Source organism: Chitinophaga sp. LS1 (assembly GCF_034274695.1).
Classification (GTDB): domain Bacteria; phylum Bacteroidota; class Bacteroidia; order Chitinophagales; family Chitinophagaceae; genus Chitinophaga.
Genome location: NZ_CP128362.1, coordinates 6376878 through 6398406, shown reverse-complemented (window position 1 = coordinate 6398406; position 21529 = coordinate 6376878). Strand labels below are relative to the sequence as shown.

The window sequence follows — 21529 nt, the reverse complement described above, 5'->3', positions numbered from 1 at the left end:
AATATTCTTTTACTCCGTTTTTATACTTTTTGCAGGATTTACGAGGGCCGCACTCACTGCCTGGAAACTTACTGTTATTATTGTTATACCGACAGCCAGGATTCCGGCAAATAAAAATAACCCAATTGATATATTCACCCTGTAAGCAAAATCCGCAAGCCAATGCTCCATTGCATACCAAGCAAGCGGTGTTGCAATTACAATAGCTATCAATACTAAGGCAATAAAGTTCCGGGTCAATAATAGAACAATATTCCCTACACTGGCACCTAGTATCTTACGCAGACCAATTTCCTTGGTACGCTGACGAATACTAAAGGCGGCCAACCCTAGCAGCCCCATACAGGAAATCAATATCGCCATTGTAGTTGCTGTATTCAGGATGGCTGCCGTCTTTTGTTCCTTTGCATAGAACCCGGCTATCGTATTGTCAAAGAATTTATATTCAAACTCCTCATTCGGATATACCTTATTAAATGCAGCTGCAATTTGAGAGAAATTAGCGCTATGCATTTTTACACTCAGGTTGATCGCGAACATTTTAGATGCTGTAAAAAATGTAGGCTTGATCACTTCATGCAATGACTGCGCATGAAAATCAGCCACCACACCTACAATCGGACAGATAGGAGAGGCGTCATCATTCATTCCGCTTTCCACAATCTTTCCAATCGCATCTTCCGGATGGGCAAACCCCAGCGCCTTCGCCGCACTTTCATTGATGAGAAACTCTCTCATACTATCAGATGCCTGTACATTCCTGCCGGCTACCAGTTTTAACTGGTACAACGGGACATAGTTTTCATCTATCCATTGCAACTGGCAATCCGCTTTTAGGGGTTCTTTTCCGCCATTATATTTCAACGCTGTACCCCAATGTGATGCCGCAGCAGGAGTGCCATTACTTGTACTCACCAATTCCACTCCGGGTATACGTCGCAGCATATCTGCCAGTACATCGACCTTAGATCGTTCGTACTCCGGACTGGTATTTATATTAATAATAGCGGCACTCTTAAAACCAAGATCTGTATGTATTACATAATCCAGTTGTTTCTGTACTACCAGGGTACCAATAATAAATACCAGCGAAATGGTGAACTGAAATACGACCAATACTTTTCTTAAATAACCCCGTTCTCTTGTATTGCTTTTCAAACTGATCACTGGAATGGCACCTGACAATACAATGGCCGGATAGATCCCCGCCAGCAATGTCGTAATGACCAGTAGTCCAATCAGCATCAATATATTTTGTGTAGAAAAAACAGTGGCTACGGCACCAGCAGGTACAAAATTCTGCAATCCATTTAATACTGGATACACCAGCATCAGCACCAATATCATCGCTGCCAGGGTAATCAAAAACGTTTCGCTCAGAAATTGGAAAATCAAACTCTGTCTGCTGCCACCTAAGACCTTTCTTACCCCGATCTCTTTTGACCGCTTGATAGACTGAACGGTAGACAGGTTGATGAAATTGACCACCGCAATCAGAAGAATAAAACCTGCTATGGCCAGCAAGCCATATAAGGTAGGTAAATGCACCTGCTTCGAAAAGAAGTCGTGATATTTTACATCAAAATGAAGTTCAGACAAAGGTTGTAAAAAGAGGTTTTTCTGTTCGCCTTTTTGCAGGGAGATATTTTGAAGTAATAAAGCTGTCAGCTGTTTGTTGATTGTTGCTATCCCTGCTCCCGGGAGTAGTTTGGCAAATACTTGTGTACGGGCAAAGTAGCCACCCCATTGTTTGGAATAAATGTGCTTATTCACCAGGAAACTATTCGGTACTGTACTGATTGAAACAAAATCTGTAAACCTGAAATCAGAATTAGCGGCATAATCTTTTACTATACCTGCTACTGTCAGCGGTAGGGAATCTGCATAAAGCAGTGTCTTTCCTACTATATCCTGTAATGGAATGCGACCGAAATATTTATACGCTTTGCTTTCGGTCAATACCACTTTAAAGGGTTCTGATAGCGCTGTATTCGGAGATCCGATCAACCACTGATAGGTAAATACCTGAAAGTATGCAGGTCCTGTTATGATGATATCTGAAGGATGATCATGAAAGTCAGCAGCAGGAAACCGCTTTCCATTAGGTACATCGACTTTGGTATAAAATGCGTGAAGATCCGCTACCTCGGACATTCCACTGATATGCCCCCTGATGGCGTCTGCAGCAGGATCCGGCGGCATTGAAAAGAAATCATGCCTGCCATCTGGCCTCATGATATCTCCTACTATCCTGTAAATTTGCGCTTTATCAGGTTGGAAGTTCTCATAACTCAACTCGAATTTGCACGTAACCCAAATGGCAACGCAGGATAGGATACCTAGTGAAAGTCCTAGAATATTGATGCCTGTGTACAGCTTATTACTGACCAGATTTCTATAGGCGATTTTGAAATAATTCCTGATCATAAGGGTAGAGATTAGCTACCACCTGCATACATGGAATATGCCTGTTCTTTATGAGGTGATTATAAAGTGTGTATGATTATTTAAAATTAATATATGTTCGTTTTCACCTTTTGGTGTGTCCGGTAGCGAACGATTAGTTTAAATCTAACAATGGTTTCCACGGTGCGGGTAATACTCCCACCCGTCTTGCGTAGGCGTTCCAGATAGCGCTTAATTCCTGTACCTTTTCCGGATAGAGTTCTGACAGGTCATGTAGCTCACTTCTATCCTTTTTCATATTATACAACTCCCATTTCCCCTCTTTATAATGTTCTTTATCTTTTAGTAATTCTCCTTTAGATACCAGTTTCCAGTCACCGAGGCGTACCGCTTTATTCATTTCATGCTCCCAGCAAATAGCTTTTCCTCTATCCAGCGATTTCCCCTTAAACAAAGGCACCAGGCTCACCCCTTCCAATGGGATGCTTCCCGTATATTTCGCCCCTGTCAATTCTACGATCGTTGGCATAATATCAATGATATGTCCCACAAAAGGCGTTATCTTATTCTTTCCGGTGATCATACCCGGATAATGAACAATGAGCGGCGTAGAGATGCCGCCTTCATGTACCCAATGTTTATATTCTCTAAATGGGGTATTGGACACATTCGCCCAGAACTTTCCATAAGAGATATAGGTAGAATCTGGTCCCCCAATCACACCTTTACCTTTCTGTACCAGCTTTCCATCCCTGGTAATTTGCGGAATGGTGGCATAAGAGATTTCATCTTTTTTCAAAGGCTTCAGCGTTTCCGGATGTGGTGCCCAGTTACCTGTAGCCCCTGTAGCACCAATATCTTCCGCACAACCGCCATTGTCCTGCATGTACATGATGACGGTGTTATTGTCAATGCCTTGCTGTTTTAAAGTGGCAAGAATGGCCCCAATACCCTGGTCCATATCATCTATTATCGCTGCATATATTTCCATGCGTGCGGCCTGCACTGCTTTATCAACCCCGTTATCCCAACCGGGATAATCCGCCGGCGCTAATTCTGTATTGTTGGATAATAAACCTTCCTGCCGTAGCTTTCTGAATCGAGCATCCCGCACCGCATCCCAACCTTTATCATACTTCCCTTTGTATTTTGCAATATCTGCCGGCTTTGCATGCAATGGCCAGTGTGCCGCTGTATAGGTAACATATAGAAAGAAAGGTTTGCTGGCATCTCTTTCTTTTATAAACCGGATGGCCTCATGTGTAATGGCATCTGTATAATAAAAGCTATCTGTCTTATATTCAGGATCTGTAAAAGGAGAGATCAAATGATTGTCTCTGCACAATGCCGCCGGATCGAAATAACTACCCGCACCCTGTATCGTGCCATAATACCGGTCAAACCCACGCTGTAGCGGCCAGCTTGTTTTGGCCCCATCCTCTTTGATATTTTGACTCACATGCCATTTACCTGTCAGGAATGTTGAATAGCCTGCGGACTTAGCTACCTCTGCCATCGTAGTTGCTTTAGGGTTCAGGTCTCCTCTGTAACCGGGCAACTGGTAATCCGTATCCCGCATCCAGCCCATTCCTGCCTGATGGGGATACAAGCCTGTGAGCAGGGATGCCCGGGTAGGACAGCACCTTGCCCCGTTATAAAACTGTGAAAACCGTATCCCTGTCTGGGCCAGCTGATCCAGATTCGGTGTATGGATCTCACTTCCATAACAACCAATATCAGAATACCCCATGTCATCACTTAAGATGACAATGATATTCGGGCGTTGCTGCGCCTTTACAGAAATTCCAAGAAATAAAAATAGCAGATGGGCTACACGAAGTTTCATATCATAAAGGTCTTAACCTTAGAAAATTACAATTAATTTTCCAGGATTGATCTAACCTTGTCTCAGCACAGGTGTAAAAATATTCTTGACATCAAAATCCTGTATTACTCATTACATCAGTTTCTTAAGACGAATTTCCCATCCTAACACTCCATTAAAAATAATACCCATGAAAAAGACTCTGTTCCTCGTTTTGTATAAAAAATGCCAGAAAAATATTCGCTTTATATAAGGCTGGAAAGTAGGGCAACAAGAGACCCTTTGAGAAATAAAAAATGAACAGCCGGTGCTAAGCCGGCTGTTTGCATTTGATCATCTGATCTCTTTTACTTATTGATCGCCTGTGTTTGTTATCAAACCAATTAGATAAAAAATTATCCTGTTGGGTTATTTATTGTGAGTAATTCGAATAATTATCACTGCAAAGGTAGGGCGGTACGGCTCCATAGGAAATGATCATTCTCAACGATCATGATGATCGTGGTCAATTGATGGCGGACTGAATTGTGGCACAGTATTTTATATCATTACCAGTGATGAAGGGATTACTATTAATTATATTAATTACGCTTACAACTGACGCCATTGCCCAGGATTCGATCCCAAGAATGAGGAGATATTATGGTTATGATGTGGATACAGTACCTAAACTTGACTTAATCGACATCTTCAGCAAGACATTTCATATTCACGGCAAGAAGATGCCTAAGAAGGGAGACAAGAGGGTCTATTATTCATTAGTACCTATACCGACCAATATCCCCGGTGGTGGCGTGGCGCTGATAACCAGTACCAATGCGGCTTTTTATATGGGACCACGGGCATCTACCAATTTGTCCAACGTCTCTTTTGCCCCTTCATTTTCGTTCAAGGGACGATTTTCTTTTAGCTTCCACAGCAATATCTGGCTTATGGGTAATAAGGATAATGTGACCGGTGATATGCGTTTCATTATCAACCCACAATATACATGGGGGTTAGGAGAGGGCGTGTCCAATGATCAGAAGGAAATACTAAACAGCAACTATTTCAGGTTTTATCAAACCTGGCTGCACAAGTTAGACGGTGGTCAATGGATGGCTGGTCTGGGTTACATGCTGGACTGGAATTCGGCCATCAAGTTCAAAAACAATGACAGCGTATCGCTGCCGGAATTTAGTCATTATGAATACGGGACCCAGTTGGGTAAGCATTCCGTGTCATCCGGTATCTCATTTAACTTGCAGAAAGATGCCCGTCAGAACTCTATCAACCCACAGTCAGGGTATTTTTTCAATACCGTATTGCGCTATAACTTTAAATGGCTGGGCAGTAGTGAAAACTGGCCCTCATTGTATGTAGATTATAGAAGATATCTGCATTTTGGAGATGAACGTAGCCAGAATGTGTTGGCATTGTGGGGCTTTTATTGGACAGCACTGAGTAATAAAACCCCATATCTTGATTTGCCAAGTATCGGTTGGGATCCTACGACCCACAGTGGAAGGGGAATTACGCAAAATAGATACAGGGGCAAAGGTTTGTGGGATCTGGAAGCTGAATATCGCAGAGATATTACAGCCAATGGTTTTCTGGGTTTTGTGGTTTTTGCCAATATGAATGCAGTGACCAAACTCGGAGAATATCGCTTTACTGCCCCACATCCAGCTGTGGGTACTGGTTTGAGAGTAAAGTTCAATAAACGCTCTAATACTAATATTGCATTTGACTATGGTGTTAGCTCAACGGGTGGTCGTTTCAGCATGATGCTGGGTGAAGCCTTCTGATCATTCTCCTCCAAACTGTTGCAGCATTTCTGCAAATACCATCGCCGCTTTTTTCCGATAAGCATTTGCTGGCCACGAGATGGTGGCCTGTCTGCTCATTTCCTTTCCGGTGATCGTCACAGCCTGTACCGCGGTCTGACCCACCAGCGAAGCTGTTGTTAATACGGTATACCAGCGCCCTGTAGCCACCAGTTGTAATAATATACTGATGTCGCTCAGTTCCATTCTGATATCAGGATAGATCTTATTTTTCTCAAACATTTTATCCAGGAAACTCCGGGTGTTGAAGGCTTTGGAAGGCATGAGCAATGGCAGACTTTCCACTTCTTTTATATCTACACTTTTGCGTGCACTGAGTGGATCATTGACTGGAACGATGAGGGATAAACGGGATTCGAACAATGTCTGTGAGATCAGGACATCATTCTTCTGGGCAGGAGTAAAAGAGAGCACAAAATCCAGTTGTACCTGTCGTAGTTTTTCCAACAGATCCAGGGAAGGCCCCGAGGCCACGATGATCTTTATGCGGGGGTACCGGGCAGAGAACTCCATTAAGGCAGGGGTGAGCAGGGCTTGCAAACCATAGGTGACACCGATGGCGAGTTCACCCGTTTCCAGTTCCTGCAGGTCTTGCAGCAGGTGTTGGCCGTCTTCTGCGTTCTGAATGCTCTGTCTGGCATAGGGCAGAAAAAGCTTGCCGGCCTCTGTGAGCATCACTTTTTTGCCTATTCTGTCAAAAAGAGGGGTATTCAGTTCTTCTTCCAGCTGTTTTACCTGCTGAGAAAGGGTACTTTGACTGATATAAAGCATACTTGCAGCTTCCGTAAAGTTTAGGATTTCTGCTGTTTTCACGAAATAGCGCAATTGGCGTAGTTCCATGAGACGAAGGTAGGTCATCGATCGGTTTTATCAATGATAACCATAGAAAAATACCATGTTTACTAATCGAAGCGCCGTTATAAATTTGTGTAATAAATAAAAGGATTATGCAAGCGGTAGCAGACGTCGGGGTGTTGAAAATGCGCCCTGAAAGACAAAAAGCGGTGAAAGGATGTTTACGTTATACACGTATCAGGTTCGGTATCTTTTTGTCAGGTTTGTCGGTTTTTGCACAGTTATATTTGTTTCAGCCCATGCTGACATTGTTGTGCAAACAGTTTAACATCACGCCTGCCCATAGTAGTCTGGCAGTATCTGCCTGTACTGTGGGAATGGCCACCGGGTTATTTTTATTTGCCTTTAAAGCCGACCGTTTTCCAAGGAAAAAGCTGATGGTGAGTTCAATGATCATCTCTACCATTCTCACAATTATCTCAGCGACTGTCAGCAATTTTGAATTGCTCATCGCGATCAATTTCCTGAAAGGAATGGTATTATCAGGCGTTTCTGCGGTAGCACTGGCTTATTTATCAGAAGAAGTAGATGCGGGTTCACTGGGTACTTCTATCAGTTTATATCTGGCCGGTAATACCATGGGGGGTATGATGGGACGTGTAGGCGCTACTTTAATGTCAGGCTGGTGGGGATGGCAGTGGGCTACAGTAGGTATAGGTGTAGGCAGCTTATTGTTAGGGCTTGTGTTCGCAGAGGTATTTCCCGAATCCAGACACTTTGCACCAGCCAAAGTAGAGACAAGACGTAAGCTGGAACACATGGGACAGTTTCTCCGTGATCCTTTGATCGTGCGGTTATATTTTGTAGCTGCGTTGATCATGGGTGCATTTGTGAGTGTTTATAATTATTTAGGTTTCCGTTTGGAGGCAGCACCATTTTCATTGCCACATTACCTGATCGCATTTATCTTCCTGATGTATACCACAGGGGTAGCGGGCTCACTGGTAACAGGTAAATGGTCTGACAGGCATCCGGCAGATAAGATTCTCCGTGTGTTTATGTTGTTGCTGGTACCTGGATTATTGTTCCTGCTGACTAAAAGTGTCGGCTTGATAATTATAGGACTTGGCATCTTCACTTTTGCTTTCTTTGGTGCACACACGATGGCGAGCAAAATGGTATCACAACAGGCAAAGCAAGGGAAGAGTACGGCAACTTCTTTATATTGGTTGTTCTATTACCTGGGATCCAGTCTGGTGGGCAGTAGTACAGGTATCGCCTTACAAAAATGGAACTGGGAAGTGTTTATCGGCGTATTGTTTTTGCTGGTATTGGGTTCCCTCTTATTGGTGAAACCTAAAAAATAAATATTATCTACATATTAATTATTTCATACTCTTTCTTTTTTAATTGTTTTTTGTTATATTTGTTACCCTCCCTATTTGTACAGGGAAGTGAGCAGTAAGGCTTTGTGGATGCAAAGGATGCTGACGTTGAGTTAATTGTAAAGTATCAATTTACAGTAATAGATATCAAGCCTTCTGATGCCTCAGGAGGCTTTTGTATTTTTTGTAACCAAACCAAGAAGTGTATGTTGGAAATTGTAGAAGTAACAAAGGAAGATGTAAAAAGACTGAATCAGGTAAAAGGCCTATTCAGAGAGTATGCTAACTGGCTGAGTGTGGATCTGAGCTTTCAGCGTTTTGAAGAAGAATTGAGTAACCTGCCTGAACCTGCTTATGTAGCACCAGAAGGTAGTTTGTTTTTAGCACTGGTAGATGGACTGCCTGCGGGTTGCGTAGCCGTAAGGGCTTTTGAAAATTCAACCTGTGAAATGAAACGCCTCTTTGTAAGAGATGCTTACAAAGGTCATGGTGTAGGGAAAGCCCTGGCAGCAAGTGCCATCGAAGCTGGCCGCAGACTGGGATATAAACGTATTTTGCTGGATACCCTCGCGCACATGCGCCGTGCAATCGACCTTTATACCGGACTGGGATTCAGACCAATTGCCGCTTATTATGACAATCCCATCAGCGATGCAGTATACTTGTCTATGAGTCTTGATACAGAAAGCGAGAGTACAGGTAATGCAGCTTAAGTAGCGCTGCTTTTTATAGTGTAGCACCGGTGGTAATACATGCTCCATGATTGCCAGGTGAACGTTATGTGATATTTACGCAGTAAAGCGTACCTACCCCCTTGTGTTTTCCATTTTTAGAACTTTGTGAAAGCTGAATGCCAATGGCATAAGGGGGAGGGGTGTGCGTAGCAGGTGAACCTACTACGCACAGTTTTTTAGGAACGTGGCAAATGATACCCGTTATTATAATGGGGCATAATAAGCTTATTTCCGGCCTTTTCATCAAAGCGCTGCTCTTTGGTATTCCAGTGTAGTTTCAAGCCTGTTTTATAGGCTATATTTCCCATTTGTGCCACTTTTGCCACATGTGCTCCCACCTGTATCGGGGCATGCAGGTCTTCCAGTTTCCGGGATTTTATCACCTCGAGGAAATTGGTCGTATGTTTATCCAGACCGTTGTCGACCTTTTCCCTGCGGGGCACTGCGGGCATCTTTTCTTTCCCATCTTCTTTTTCAGGCACGACTTCCCAGCCGCCTCTATCTAAGATTAACGTACCATTATTCCCAATAAAGGCAATGCCATGATCCCTGTTATAAGGACCGCCATTGATGCCTGTAGCGTGTTCCCACTGGATATTGAAACCATCGAACTGGTAGACGGTGGTGAGAGTATCCGGTGTTTCTGCCGCATCATCAGGGTACGCAAATTTGCCACCGGCAGCCATGATAGATTGAGGATCCGTGGCTTTCATACCAAGGAGTGCGTAATCCAGTAAGTGTACACCCCAGTCGGTCATTAAACCACCGGCATAATCCCAGTACCAGCGGAAGTTGAAATGGAACCTGTTAGGATTGAAAGGTCTTTTCTCCGCCGGGCCTAACCAGCTGGTGTAATCTACGCCTGCAGGTGGTTCGCCATCTGGTTTGACAGGAATTGAATGCATCCAGCCCATATATGCCCAGGCTTTTACAAGACGGACTTGGCCCAGTGCACCGCTGTGTACAAAAGCGATGGCGTCGTTAAAGTGCTGCATACTGCGTTGCCACTGGCCTACCTGTACTACTCGTTTAGTACGTTCCTGTGCTTCGACCATGGCGCGGATTTCGGATATGGAGTTGCCTATGGGCTTCTCTACGTATACGTCTTTGCCCGCGGAAACTGCATCGGTCATTTGCAGACAATGCCAGTGGTCAGGTGTGCCGATGATGACGGCATCGATGTCCTTGTTGTCGAGCAACTGCCTGTAGTCGCTGTATGTTTTGACATGGATACCTTTAGCCGCGAGTTCACCGGCTCTTTTGTCCAGTACGTTTTTGTCTACATCACAGAGGGCGATGCAGTTGGCGACCGGGTTTTTCAGCATGGCTGTCAGGTCAGACCAACCCATACCATTGATACCAATAGCAGCGACGTTGATGCGATCGCTGGGGGCCATAGCACGCAATGTGGATGGGAGGGAAGCGGCCAGTCCGGCACCCGCTACAAGGGTGGACGCCGAACGGATGAATTTTCTGCGGGATGTGTTCATATTGTGGAAATTGAGACAGTATACAAGATATAAAAATATCTTACAAGATTGTATTTAATACACCGCCGTCTGCACGAAGTGCTGCGCCATTTGTAGCAATTGATAACGGAGAGGCCAGGTAGGCGGCGAGTTGTGCGATTTCTGCAGCATGTAAAAATCTTCCCAGCAGAGAACCCGGATTGGTGGTAGCGAAAATATTATCTTTTAATAACGCTACAGGTACGTTTTGTACTGCTGAGATTGATTCTATTGCCGTTTTTACCCCATCGGAATAAGTAGGGCCACCTAAAATTGTATTCACCGTTACTTCCGTACCTTTCGTTAATTGTGCTAATCCGCGGCTAATCGATAACATCGCTGTTTTTGTCATGCCATAATGAATCATATTCGCAGGAATATTTACACCTGATTCGCTACTGATAAAAATAATTCTGCCCCATTTTTTTTCAAGCATAGATGGCATTAATGCACGTGATAATCGTACGCTACTCATCACATTTACATTGAAATAATGCAACCAGTCTTCATCGGTCAGCTCAAAAAAAGATTTGAGCCCAAAGATGCCGACATTATTTACTAAAATATCTACCGGCGGTGCATCTATCGTGGCGATATCTCCTGCAATTCCTGAAACCTTGCCCAGTGGCTGTAACTGCGAAATCGCCTGTTCTAATTTTTCTTTATTTCTGCCATTAATAATTACTGAAGCGCCTTCTTTCAGTAACTGCTCCGCTATGGCAAAACCAATCCCCTGAGAAGACCCGCTGATGAAAGCAGTCTTCCCCCTTAATTGTAAATCCATGTATGTAAGTTGATTTAATTGAGTATTTCCAGTTGCATGTCTATTTGCTTCGCGAGAATAGTATTGTCAGGATACATGCGTCTTGTCACGTTAATTCCGTTCCAGAGCGTGATGAGATAACGGCCAAGTATCGTAGCATCTGTCTGGTTTTTGATGGTGCCGTTCTTTTGTGCAGCTGCAATCGTTTCAGTGAACATTACTTCTACTTCTTTAAGTATCGTCACTGCTTCGCTTTCCAGTTCTTCATCCAGGTTGGCCATTTCCACGACTGTATTGACAATGATGCATCCCTGCATATGTGTTTCCTGATCGGCTGCCGCAATGCTGCGAAAGAAATCTTTGATAAGGTTCAATGGTACAGGAGCTACTTCTAATTCCGCCTTAAATGCAGTAAAAGCCTCCCTGCGCTGCTGTATCGCTTTGCTGAAAAGCTCTTTTTTACCCCCTTTATAAGCATTGTAAAAGCTGCCGGCGCCTATGCCGATGGCCGCTAAAATATCAGGTAGCGAAGTGGCTGTATACCCTTTATTCCAGAATACCTGTTGGGCTTTTGTCAAAGCTTCTCTATTATCGTAAATGGTCGGTCTGCCTCTCATTTGTGATTTTTGTAATGATTGATACAAAAATAGATAATCCTACTTAAAACACCAAACCCCTTCAATTTTACTTACAGCAAAATTGAAGGGGTTTTAGTTATAAGGTTTGCGGCCTGCTATTTTTTAAAAATCTTCAGATTCTTCTTCTTCACCAGCACTTGTGCCAAAATTCATCATGGTTCCCAGTAGATCGCTGAACCTTGTCTCATTTTCCACCACCTTCTTACTGATTAAAGAGTAAGCAGCCAGACCATGCAGCACGAATTCCATCAGCAGCAGCTGTTCCTGTTTATTTGCCTGTGGAAAACGGGCTTTGATCAGTTCTTTCAGCCCATCTACTTTTGTAAGTGCAGTTTCGTATTGCTTATCACTCACATCCTGCAGTAACTGTACAGCATTGCCTTTGTCAAACCACTGAATTACTTGTCTGTAAGGGTTTTCAGCCTGTTGTACCTGTTTGCTGCGCTTCTTGAACGAATCCGGATTCGGGAAGTAAGTAGCGAAAAGTGTACGGATAGATTTGTCCAGCAGATTCACTGCTACCTGCAATGGACCTTCCTGTTCGCCTTCGTACACGAGTTCTATCTTGCCGGTAATAGCAGGAATGATACCCTGTAAATCCGCGATGCGGACAAAAGTTGATTTCTCGCCATTGATGATAGCCCTGCGTTCGCCGGCACTCACTGCATTTTCGTACGCAGCGATGGTAAGACGCGCTGAGACACCTGATTTCTTATCTACATATTCGCTGTTACGTGCTTCAAAAGCCACCTGTTCGATCAAGCGCTTGATCATATCACTGATCTCAACATGTGATTGCTCCGCATGTACATTCGCTTCCTGTTCGGTGATGAGCAGGGAGTTCTCCACGCTCTTTGGATAGTGCGTGATGATCTGGCTTTCGATACGGTCTTTCAGCGGCGTCACGATAGAACCACGGTTGGTATAGTCTTCCGGGTTCGCGGTGAAGATAAAGAGGATATCCAGCGGCATGCGTACTTTGAAGCCACGGATCTGTATATCGCCTTCCTGCAGAATGTTGAACAGGGATACCTGGATACGTGCCTGCAGATCGGGCAATTCGTTGATAACAAAGATGCCGCGGTTAGAGCGGGGAATGATACCAAAGTGGATCACTCTTTCATCTGCGTAGTTCAGTTTCAGGTTTGCCGCTTTGATAGGATCGATATCGCCTACCAGGTCAGCTACGGAAACATCTGGTGTAGCCAGTTTTTCGCCATAGCGGACTTCTGCCGGCAACCATGAGATGGGTGTTGCATCACCGAGTTCAGCGACCAGGTCCCGGGCGTATTTGGAGAGCGGTTCGAATGGACTGTCGTTCACTTCAGAACCTTCCACGATAGGAATGTATTCGTCCAGCAGGGAGATCATCTGGCGGGCCATACGTGTTTTTGCCTGACCGCGCAGACCGAGAAAGAGGATATTGTGCCTTGACAGTAATGCTCTTTCTGTGTCAGGAATGACGGTATCTTCATAACCGATGATACCGGGGAAAGTGATCTCTTTTTGTTGTAATTTTTTTATCAGGTTTTGTCTGATCTCTTCTTTGACCGATTTAGGTTTATATCCACTCTTCTTTAACTCACCTAGCGTTCTGATGTTAATATTCATTAATTGATAAGATTTTTACTGATTACAATTGAGTTTACAGCACCTTTCTTTTCCCATTTTCGAAGTCGAAGAAGAGGAATTGGCCCAGTTTGTCAAGACCAGAGAAGAATGCTTTCCCGTTGTTGGTTTCGGTGAACTCGGTCACGAACTTTTGCAACCACGGGTCAGTCGCTACCATGAAGGTAGTGATGGGGATTTTCAGCTTTTTGCATTGTGCCGCCAGGTTCAGTGTGCGATTCAGAATTTTGCGGTCCAGGCCGAAGCTGTTTTTGTAATATTGTTTGCCGACTTTGAGACAGGTAGGTTTCCCATCGGTGATCATGAAGATCTGTTTGTTGGGATTCCGGCGTCTGCGCAGGATGTCCATGGCCAGTTCCAGCCCTGCTACCGTGTTGGTGTGGTAAGGTCCCACCTGCAGGTAAGGAAGATCTTTGATCTCTATCTGCCAGGCGTCGTTACCGAAGACGATGATGTCCAGTGTGTCCTTGGGATAGCGGGTGGTGATGAGTTCACTCAGTGCCATGGCTACCTTTTTGGCGGGAGTGATACGGTCTTCGCCGTAGAGGATCATGGAATGGGAGATGTCTATCATCAGGGCGGTAGACGTTTGTGTTTTGAAATCCGTTTCCTGTATTTCCAGGTCGTCCTGATGTATGGAAAAGCTCTCGATACCATGATTGATCTGGGCATTGCGGATGGAAGCTGTCATGTCGATCTGTTCCAGTGCGTCGCCGAACTGGTAAGGTCTGGAATCGGCGTTCAGTTCATCACCCTGTCCGGATTTACGGGTGTTATGGTTGCCCACGTTTGACTTTTTCAGCTTACCAAAGATTTCCTCGAGGGCACGTTTGCGGATATTCTGTTCGGTTTTTCCGGTGATCTGAATACTGCCGTTTTCTTCGTTTTCGCGGATGTATCCTTTATCCCTCAGTTCCTGTATGAAGTCTCCGATACCGTATTCTTCGTTGGTCAGCTGGTATTCCTTGTCCAGTTCAGTCAGCCATTGCAGTGCTTCGCTGACGTCGCCGCTGGTGTAAGTCAGCAGTTGGGTAAACACGTCCAGTAATTTCTCAAATGGCGATTTTCCCTGCTCGTCGGGTTCAAATTTGGAAAAATGTAAGCCTCTCATAATAGTTCTAAATTAGTGATTTTAGTTGACAGTCAAAGACAGTGACAGGATGTGAGGGATTTTTTTAATTTTATGTTTATGTTAAGAAGAATATTTCCTGCATTGGCACTCATTCTCCAATGCAGCATTTCCACGGCCCAGACAGTTAAAACAACCCGCGGTTACATCAAAGGTATCGAAGAGCAGGGCATCTTCGTATTCAAAGGAATACCCTACGCCAGTGCGGAACGCTTCAAAGCACCCACTCCCAGACCCGCCTGGAAAGACACCCTCTTGTGTACTAATTTCGGCCCAATCGCTCCACAGTGGGATGGTAAAGTAACTGGCGATGAAGATTGCCTGCGGCTGAACCTGTATACACCAGGTGTGAAAGGGAAAAAGCCGGTGGTGGTATGGGTACACGGTGGCGGTATGACAGGCGGTACTGGCATGTGGATGAACGGTCATGCCTTTGCAGATCATGACAGTATCATTACAATCACGATCAATTATCGGTTAGGCGCTTTGGGCTTCCTGTATTTAAAAGATATACCGGGTTATGAAACTGCGGCGAATAATGCCGTGCTGGATCTGGTGGCCTCCCTGCAATGGATCAAAGAAAACATAGGCGCATTTGGCGGAGATCCGGATCGTGTAACTGTAATGGGGGAATCAGCAGGTGCAAAACTGACCAGTGTTCTGCTGGTGGCTCCTGCTGCCAAAGGCAAATATCAGCAACTGGTACTGGAAAGCGGTGGCGTAAACTGTATAAGGGATACTACTACGGCCAAAGCTATCAGGAAGCGCCTCATGGACACCTTACATATTTCTGATCCCGGACAACTCCTGATCTTATCTGTTAATGACATTATCACTGCACAGGCAAAGGTGTTAAAAGGAGCTTCAGGTACGAATTATTTCGGCCCTATGGCGGATGATAAGATCGTTTTCAGCGATGCGTACAACTGGCTAAAAAAGCACCCTGTAAAAAATGTACGGGTCTTACTCGGCAGCAATAAAGCAGAAGCATTGGTGTTTATGAATATGGACAAGCGACTTTACCACGAGGATAGGCAGGCACTCAGGGATTGGTTTGGTAAAAATGGGGATCTGGTGCAGCTGCCATCGGATACTGCTGGTAAAATACAAATGCTCAGCCGCATTATGTACCAGCTGCATACTTATCGTCTTGCCAATGTACTCAGCGCACAAAAAGCTAACGTATGGCTATACTCATTCGAACAGCCCAGTCATGGCAACCCCGCTACCCACGGACAGGAGCTGGGATACATATGGGGTAGCCAGCAACCGCTGGATAATCCTTCCTTGCAGAAAACAATTCATACAGACTGGGTGAATTTTATCAAAGGCAAAAGCCCCTGGACAAAATACGATGGTCGAAAGCTTGGAATGATTTACGGGGAGCCTACCCGCGAAGATAAAATCCCCGGTTATGAAGATCCAAACTATCCCGCGATGGGCTTTTTGCTGGATTGATTTGCTGAAATAATGTAAGCGAGCAGTTGCGCATTCACCAGTTCTACCGGGTGTTGGGTATGGGGTAAAACACCCAAACCTGCATCCGGCAGTAGTTTATAGGTTTGTAGCGTCTCTTCAAAAGACACCATCCGATCGCGGTCTCCTAATAAGATCAATGTAGGGGTAGAGATGTTTTTGTAGTCATCTGGTTGTAATGGATTGTGCGTACCCATAGCCAGCATCATTTCTGCTGTTTTTTTTACAATAATTTTCCAGTCATTCGGCGCATGCATTTTCTCCAGCGCCTTTGCAAACGCTGGTACTTTCGCCAGCATCGTCTCAGGATTGAGCATTTCTGTTTCCTTTTCTGCCGTGGCAGGATCCCAATGGAATTTAGTGCCAAGTGTAATGATCCGGTCCACAAGAGAAGGATGTGCTGCCGCTAAATGCAAGGCAACATATCCTCCCATACTGGCGCCGAAAATCGTGAGATCTTTGAGTTGTTGTGAGCGGATGTGATTTGCTACTGCTTCAGCAAAAAGTGCAATAGAAAATGGTTCCTCCGGTAATGGTTGTCCGCCATGTCCGGGAAAGTCAAATAAGTGGATGGTATAATGTGGTGACAATGCTTCGGCGATCGCCTTTAGCTGCTGTGATGCGCCAATGGCGCCGTGGAGTAATAACAATTGGGGCTTTTTCATGCCTGCAAATATAAAGGAAAGGCCGGAATGCCTACCCAATAAGCATCCCAGCCTTCCGCTAATTATTTAAAGTACAAGACTATTAGTAGCGATAGTAACCGCCGCCACCATGGTAATGATGATGATGTGGAGGACCATAACCAGGACCACGTTCTACCAGACAGCTACTTAAGCTGATTGTACCAATAAATAATGTTGCGATGATGAAATATTTTAACGTTTTCATGATGATTAGGTTTGAATAAACTGTGATCAATAAAGGTTGTTTAAGTTGGCGTCTGCAGGCGTTTTTTAAACTTCTGATTTAGTAAATGAGAAAAGTGTGCCAGAGTCAAAAATGGATTGTTATTTACTGTTAAAAAGCCTCTAATCCCCTGTGGATGAATGATCGCCGTCATAGTTTACACTCGTTTTTTCTACTACGTTTGCTGTTATGATGCAAATTCCTTTCAATTTAATGGCAAAACCTGCGGGTGCTACCTGCAATCTGCAATGTTCTTATTGTTATTACCTGGAAAAGGGCACACCTTATATGGATGATACGGTGCTGGAAGCATACATCCGGAACTATATCCGCGAGCAGCCCAGCCAACAGGTTGATTTTGTCTGGCAGGGAGGAGAAGCAACTTTGCAGGGCATTCCTTTTTATAAAAAAGCCCTGCAGTTACAAAAGCAATACAGAAACGGAAAGGAGATTACGAATTCGTTTCAGACGAATGGTACTTTGCTCACGGATGACTGGTGTCGTTTTTTCAGAGATAACAATTTCCTGGTAGGAATTTCCATTGATGGCCCGGCAGAATTACATGACCCTTACAGAGTGAATAAAGGAGGGAAAGCCACCTTTAAGCAGGTGATGCGGGGATTACAGTTATTATTGAAATATAGGGTAGAATTTAATACGCTGACTGTCGTACACGATTTAAATGCAAAGAAACCGCTGGAAGTATACCGGTTTCTGAAAAGAGAAGGAAGTGAGTACATGCAGTTTATTCCATTGGTTGGCAAGAAAGAAGCTGTGGACCCGCAGGAATTTGGGCGGTTTATGAGCAGCATCTTCGACGAGTGGGTAAAGAGAGATGTGGGCAGGTATTTCGTGCCTGTTTTTGACGCTGCACTGGCGAATGAGGTAGGTGTGCCGGCAGGGAGTTGTGTATTCAATGACTATTGCGGACAATCGATTGTAATCGAGCATAACGGCGATGTATTTGCCTGTGATCATTTTGTGGAGCCGCAGTATAAAGTAGGGAATATATTGACAGGGAGCCTGCAGGAGATGATGCATTCAGAAAAGCAGCAGACTTTTGGCTTAAATAAGTTGAGGCTGCTGTCGGCAGCCTGTGGCAACTGTGATGTCTATAAGTATTGTAGAGGGGAATGCCCGAAGAACAGGCAGTCAGATGGTCTCAATTACCTTTGTAAGGGTTACCGTCTGTTCTTCAGGCATATCCGTCCTTATCTGCAATTTATGGCCAACGAACTGGCCCATCATCGATCTCCCGCGAATGTCATGCGTTATGCTTCAACAGGTTTTCCGCCTCTGAACTGAGGTGGCAACATACTGATTTGCTGACTGATTGTTTCAGCAATATGTCTGCCCTGTTCGCTTAAAGCTGATTCATCATAAGTAGGAGCACTCTCCTTATCTATATCATTTTGAATCATTTCAAATCCTGCCGGGATCTGATGACTGAAATGCTTGTTTGGAGTTACATGATAGACGATGGAATGATCGCGTTGTTCGAATTCCAGGTCCAGCATAAACTGTTGCCCATCTAAGTTAATTGTGATTTGCCTGGTCATATGTTTGAGTTTAGTATAGTAAGGCAAAAGACAGGCCATATGTCGGCAATTCCACAGCAGGAACAGTGGGTATTTTTATAGTCGTGTTTTAACCCACGTTTACTATGAAAAAACTGTTACTCTTTGCATTCTTATGCATTTCCAATGCTTTATTTGCCCAAACATTGTCCTTCCCCGGTGCGGAAGGGTTCGGACGCTTTGCTACCGGTGGCCGGGGAGGTGATGTGTACATCGTGACCAATCTGAACGATAGCGGAAGCGGGTCTTTGCGCGATGCGGTGAGTCAGCCTAACCGGATTGTAGTGTTTGAGGTAGGCGGAATTATTAATATCGATACCCGGATTGTGGTGTCTCAAAACATCACCATTGCGGGGCAGACAGCACCCGGAGATGGGATTGTGGTGTATGGGAATGGCATGTCTTATTCCAATGCCAGTAATACGATTACCCGTTATCTCCGCGTGCGGATGGGGGTTAATGGGGATAGTGGCAAGGATGCGCTGGGGATTGCCAACGGCATCAATATGATCTTTGATCACCTTTCTGTGAGCTGGGGCCGCGATGAGAATTTTTCAATTAATTGGGATAGTAAGAACTCCGAACCCGGGAATATTACCATTCAGCATTCAATTATCGGCCAGGGGTTGTGGAGCCATTCCTGCGGTGGTTTGATCCAGACAAATGGAGGCGTGTCGCTGTATCGCAATTTGTATATAGACAATAAGACAAGGAATCCCAAAGTAAAGGGTAAGAACGAGTTTGTCAATAATATCGTTTACAATTGGGGCGATGGCGGGGCGTATATTTTAGGTGATTCAGAAGGTGCTTCTGCCGCAAATATTATCAATAATTTCTTTATTGCAGGACCTGCGGTGAATAATCATACGGCTCCTTTTATAAGGGGAAATCTCAATTTCAGCACGTATGGTGCAGGAAATTATTATGATAGTATACAGGATGGTACGCTGAGTGGCAGGTTGTTGGAGCAGTTTGATTACGGAGTGGGAGACAGGGCGGTAAACTGGATGACGGTGCCGTTTGCATATCCTATTCAGCCGGATAGCGGGAATGTTGTAAGTGCGCAGCAGGCATATAGTATTGTATTGCAAGGCGCAGGGGCGAATATTCCAAAGAGGGATCAGGTGGATTCTATTATGATCAGTGAACTGGCGTCGTTGGGAACCTGTGGAATCACCATTACCACATTTACAAATGAGAATCTGTTGCCTACGGGCGGACCGGGTGTTGTGAATGGTGGCGTGGTGCAGACGGATACAGATAGAGATGGAATACCGGATGTGTGGGAGGTGCGATATGGTTTGAACCCTGACAGTGCAGCGGATGGGAAGACGTTGAATACGGATGGGTATACGAATTTAGAGCACTACATCAATTGCCTGGCGGATGCTTCGCTATTACGAAATATAAAGGTGCCAAATGATGGAGAGAAAGCGTTTATTAGGGTGTTTCCTAATCCTGCAGCATCTTCAGTGACTGTGCGGGTTGGAGCAAACGCTCCTTTCCTGGTGGAAGTGGTCAATATGAATGGTAAAGTTTTAAAAAGCACAAACAGTACAGGGCCTATTTTTAATATCAGCACAGCGGAACTGCCTTCGGGAAATTACCTGCTAAGAGTTATTTCCATGTCAGGTAAAAATACCCAAATCAGGAAAATCGTCGTAGTGCATTAGTGCTCCATAATACCCAAAGAATTAATACCGGCTGGAAGAACAGTCTTATCAGCCTTAAACTATCTGTATTCAGCCCAAATGCATCCCTGTGATGGATGTACTGTGCGATATTGCCCGGGAATACCAGTACAAAGAATAGCGCAATCAGCCAGCCTACCTGTACGCGGTATTTCCGGACAAATATCAGGGCAAGGCCGATCAGAATTTCTACTACCCCAGAGAGCAGTACCACTAAATCTGCATTCAATGGCACAAATGAAGGCACCTGTGCCTGGAATTCATATCGGGCGAAACTCAGGTGGCCAACACCTGCGAAAATCAGAAATAAGCCAAGTAAAATGCGAAATATATTACGGATCATGTTTTTTGTAGTCTAAATATCATGCCTTTTTATTTTCAAAGTATTCCCACAGGTATTTGGAGACTTTCCTGATCAGGATAGACGCTTCATTGTCATCCGTCCAGCTTTTGTCGGCAATATTCTTCGTGCCGATATAGAAAGCATATTCTCCATGTGGGGCATTCACATATACGACTTCCGATCTGGATTCGTCTACTGCGCCAGATTTGTGAGCAGCCTGTACATATGGAGGAATGGCGGAGATAGCCCCTTCGTCATAATAAGGATGGGTCATGAGCCGGTACATTCTTTCAGAAGCGGATTTACTGATGATTTCTCCATTGCGGATTTTGATCATCAGGGTGGTCATCTCACGGGGAGTTGTCATGCCCCAGCCGTAGATTTTCCATATTTCCTGTCTGCCGGCTGTACGGGAGTTCACTTTTGTGACGTGCAGACCGTACTGCTCCATGAGCTGGTTAATACGTTCGCCACCGCCGGCGAGGGACTGGTTCCATAGGGAAGCCGTGTTGTCGCTGTACGACATCATGAGGGCGAGGAGAACGCTTAGTTCTGTGTCTGAACTGTCTTTAAAATATTGCATAATACCGGAGCCTCCGTATTTGGCGCTGTCCCTGTATATGAGTGGCTGGTGGTATTGGAGTTCCCCTTTCTCTATCTTGTCAAATACGCCTACCAGTATAGGCACCTTTACGATGCTGGCGGTAGGGAAGATGCTGTCTGCATTGATCTCGGCGTAGTGGCCGGTTTTCAGGTTACGGACATAAATACCTACATCCCCATGAAAACCGGAGATCACATCGCGGAGGCCGTTTTCCAGCTTTGGGTCGTGCTGGGCGAAGGCGAGAGTTGGGAGCAAAAGCGCAAGAAAGAAATACTTCATATTGGTAAGATA

Annotated in this window: 19 protein-coding genes; 6 read left to right on the top strand and 13 right to left on the bottom strand. The window is 44.8% G+C overall.

Annotated features, from left to right (window positions below; all coding sequences use genetic code 11):
- Positions 1–9: 9 nt before the first annotated feature.
- Positions 10–2427, bottom strand: a complete 2418-nt coding sequence (locus QQL36_RS26290; protein WP_321567301.1) for an ABC transporter permease — start codon at positions 2425–2427, stop codon at positions 10–12.
- Positions 2428–2560: 133 nt separating this feature from the next.
- Entirely contained in the window at positions 2561–4252 is a 1692-nt protein-coding gene (locus tag QQL36_RS26285; RefSeq protein ID WP_321567300.1) for an arylsulfatase, read from the bottom strand.
- Positions 4253–4788: 536 nt separating this feature from the next.
- On the opposite strand from QQL36_RS26285, the gene QQL36_RS26280 reads away from it, so the two are divergent.
- Positions 4789–6018 (top strand): hypothetical protein, encoded by a 1230-nt coding sequence (locus tag QQL36_RS26280; protein ID WP_321570561.1) that lies wholly within the window; start codon positions 4789–4791, stop codon positions 6016–6018.
- On the opposite strand, the gene QQL36_RS26275 is transcribed toward QQL36_RS26280, so the two are convergent.
- Entirely contained in the window at positions 6019–6915 is an 897-nt protein-coding gene (locus tag QQL36_RS26275; protein ID WP_321567299.1) for a LysR substrate-binding domain-containing protein, read from the bottom strand.
- A gap of 89 nt (positions 6916–7004) precedes the next feature.
- Between QQL36_RS26275 and QQL36_RS26270 the strand changes: the two genes are divergently transcribed.
- Positions 7005–8219, top strand: a complete 1215-nt coding sequence (locus tag QQL36_RS26270; RefSeq protein WP_235643886.1) for an MFS transporter — start codon at positions 7005–7007, stop codon at positions 8217–8219.
- Between the two features lie 224 nt (positions 8220–8443).
- Positions 8444–8950, top strand: coding sequence for a GNAT family N-acetyltransferase (locus QQL36_RS26265; RefSeq protein WP_143708908.1), 507 nt, complete (start codon positions 8444–8446; stop codon positions 8948–8950).
- 197 nt (positions 8951–9147) lie between these two features.
- Here the strand turns inward: QQL36_RS26265 and QQL36_RS26260 are convergent, their stop codons facing one another.
- The 5 genes from QQL36_RS26260 to QQL36_RS26240 form a co-directional block, all read right to left on the bottom strand.
- The gene (locus QQL36_RS26260) at positions 9148–10461 is read right to left on the bottom strand and encodes a Gfo/Idh/MocA family oxidoreductase (protein WP_321567298.1); all 1314 of its coding nucleotides are present in this window, start codon (positions 10459–10461) and stop codon (positions 9148–9150) included.
- A 40-nt stretch (positions 10462–10501) separates the two neighbouring features.
- A complete protein-coding gene (locus QQL36_RS26255; RefSeq protein ID WP_321567297.1) occupies positions 10502–11263 on the bottom strand; it encodes an SDR family oxidoreductase in 762 nt (253 codons plus the stop codon).
- Positions 11264–11277: 14 nt separating this feature from the next.
- On the bottom strand, positions 11278–11859 hold the full coding sequence (locus QQL36_RS26250) for a TetR/AcrR family transcriptional regulator (protein WP_083724902.1): 582 nt from the start codon (positions 11857–11859) through the stop codon (positions 11278–11280).
- A 123-nt stretch (positions 11860–11982) separates the two neighbouring features.
- A complete protein-coding gene (locus QQL36_RS26245; protein WP_083724904.1) occupies positions 11983–13491 on the bottom strand; it encodes a sigma 54-interacting transcriptional regulator in 1509 nt (502 codons plus the stop codon).
- A gap of 34 nt (positions 13492–13525) precedes the next feature.
- Entirely contained in the window at positions 13526–14620 is a 1095-nt protein-coding gene (locus QQL36_RS26240; protein WP_083724906.1) for a vWA domain-containing protein, read from the bottom strand.
- 78 nt (positions 14621–14698) lie between these two features.
- On the opposite strand from QQL36_RS26240, the gene QQL36_RS26235 reads away from it, so the two are divergent.
- Positions 14699–16096, top strand: a complete 1398-nt coding sequence (locus tag QQL36_RS26235) for a carboxylesterase family protein (RefSeq protein ID WP_321567296.1) — start codon at positions 14699–14701, stop codon at positions 16094–16096.
- On the opposite strand, the gene QQL36_RS26230 is transcribed toward QQL36_RS26235, so the two are convergent.
- On the bottom strand, positions 16066–16779 hold the full coding sequence (locus tag QQL36_RS26230) for an alpha/beta hydrolase (protein WP_321567295.1): 714 nt from the start codon (positions 16777–16779) through the stop codon (positions 16066–16068). The two genes, QQL36_RS26235 and QQL36_RS26230, sit on opposite strands and share 31 nt — an antisense overlap.
- 82 nt (positions 16780–16861) lie before the next feature.
- Complete coding sequence (locus QQL36_RS26225) at positions 16862–17005, bottom strand: hypothetical protein (protein ID WP_179091185.1); 144 nt, start codon at positions 17003–17005, stop codon at positions 16862–16864.
- Between the two features lie 231 nt (positions 17006–17236).
- Here QQL36_RS26225 and QQL36_RS26220 point away from each other — a divergent pair, with 231 nt between their 5' ends.
- Positions 17237–18328: an anaerobic sulfatase maturase gene (locus QQL36_RS26220; RefSeq protein WP_321567294.1), complete on the top strand. Its 1092-nt coding sequence runs from the start codon at positions 17237–17239 to the stop codon at positions 18326–18328.
- On the opposite strand, the gene QQL36_RS26215 is transcribed toward QQL36_RS26220, so the two are convergent.
- Positions 18295–18582 (bottom strand): hypothetical protein, encoded by a 288-nt coding sequence (locus tag QQL36_RS26215; RefSeq protein WP_083724914.1) that lies wholly within the window; start codon positions 18580–18582, stop codon positions 18295–18297. The genes QQL36_RS26220 and QQL36_RS26215 overlap by 34 nt on opposite strands.
- A gap of 104 nt (positions 18583–18686) precedes the next feature.
- Between QQL36_RS26215 and QQL36_RS26210 the strand changes: the two genes are divergently transcribed.
- Positions 18687–20273: a T9SS type A sorting domain-containing protein gene (locus QQL36_RS26210; protein ID WP_321567293.1), complete on the top strand. Its 1587-nt coding sequence runs from the start codon at positions 18687–18689 to the stop codon at positions 20271–20273.
- On the opposite strand, the gene QQL36_RS26205 is transcribed toward QQL36_RS26210, so the two are convergent.
- Both QQL36_RS26205 and QQL36_RS26200 read right to left on the bottom strand, forming a co-directional pair.
- Positions 20248–20634 (bottom strand): DoxX family membrane protein, encoded by a 387-nt coding sequence (locus QQL36_RS26205; RefSeq protein ID WP_083724916.1) that lies wholly within the window; start codon positions 20632–20634, stop codon positions 20248–20250. The genes QQL36_RS26210 and QQL36_RS26205 overlap by 26 nt on opposite strands.
- A gap of 19 nt (positions 20635–20653) precedes the next feature.
- The gene (locus QQL36_RS26200; protein WP_321567292.1) at positions 20654–21517 is read right to left on the bottom strand and encodes a serine hydrolase; all 864 of its coding nucleotides are present in this window, start codon (positions 21515–21517) and stop codon (positions 20654–20656) included.
- Positions 21518–21529 lie beyond the last annotated feature (12 nt).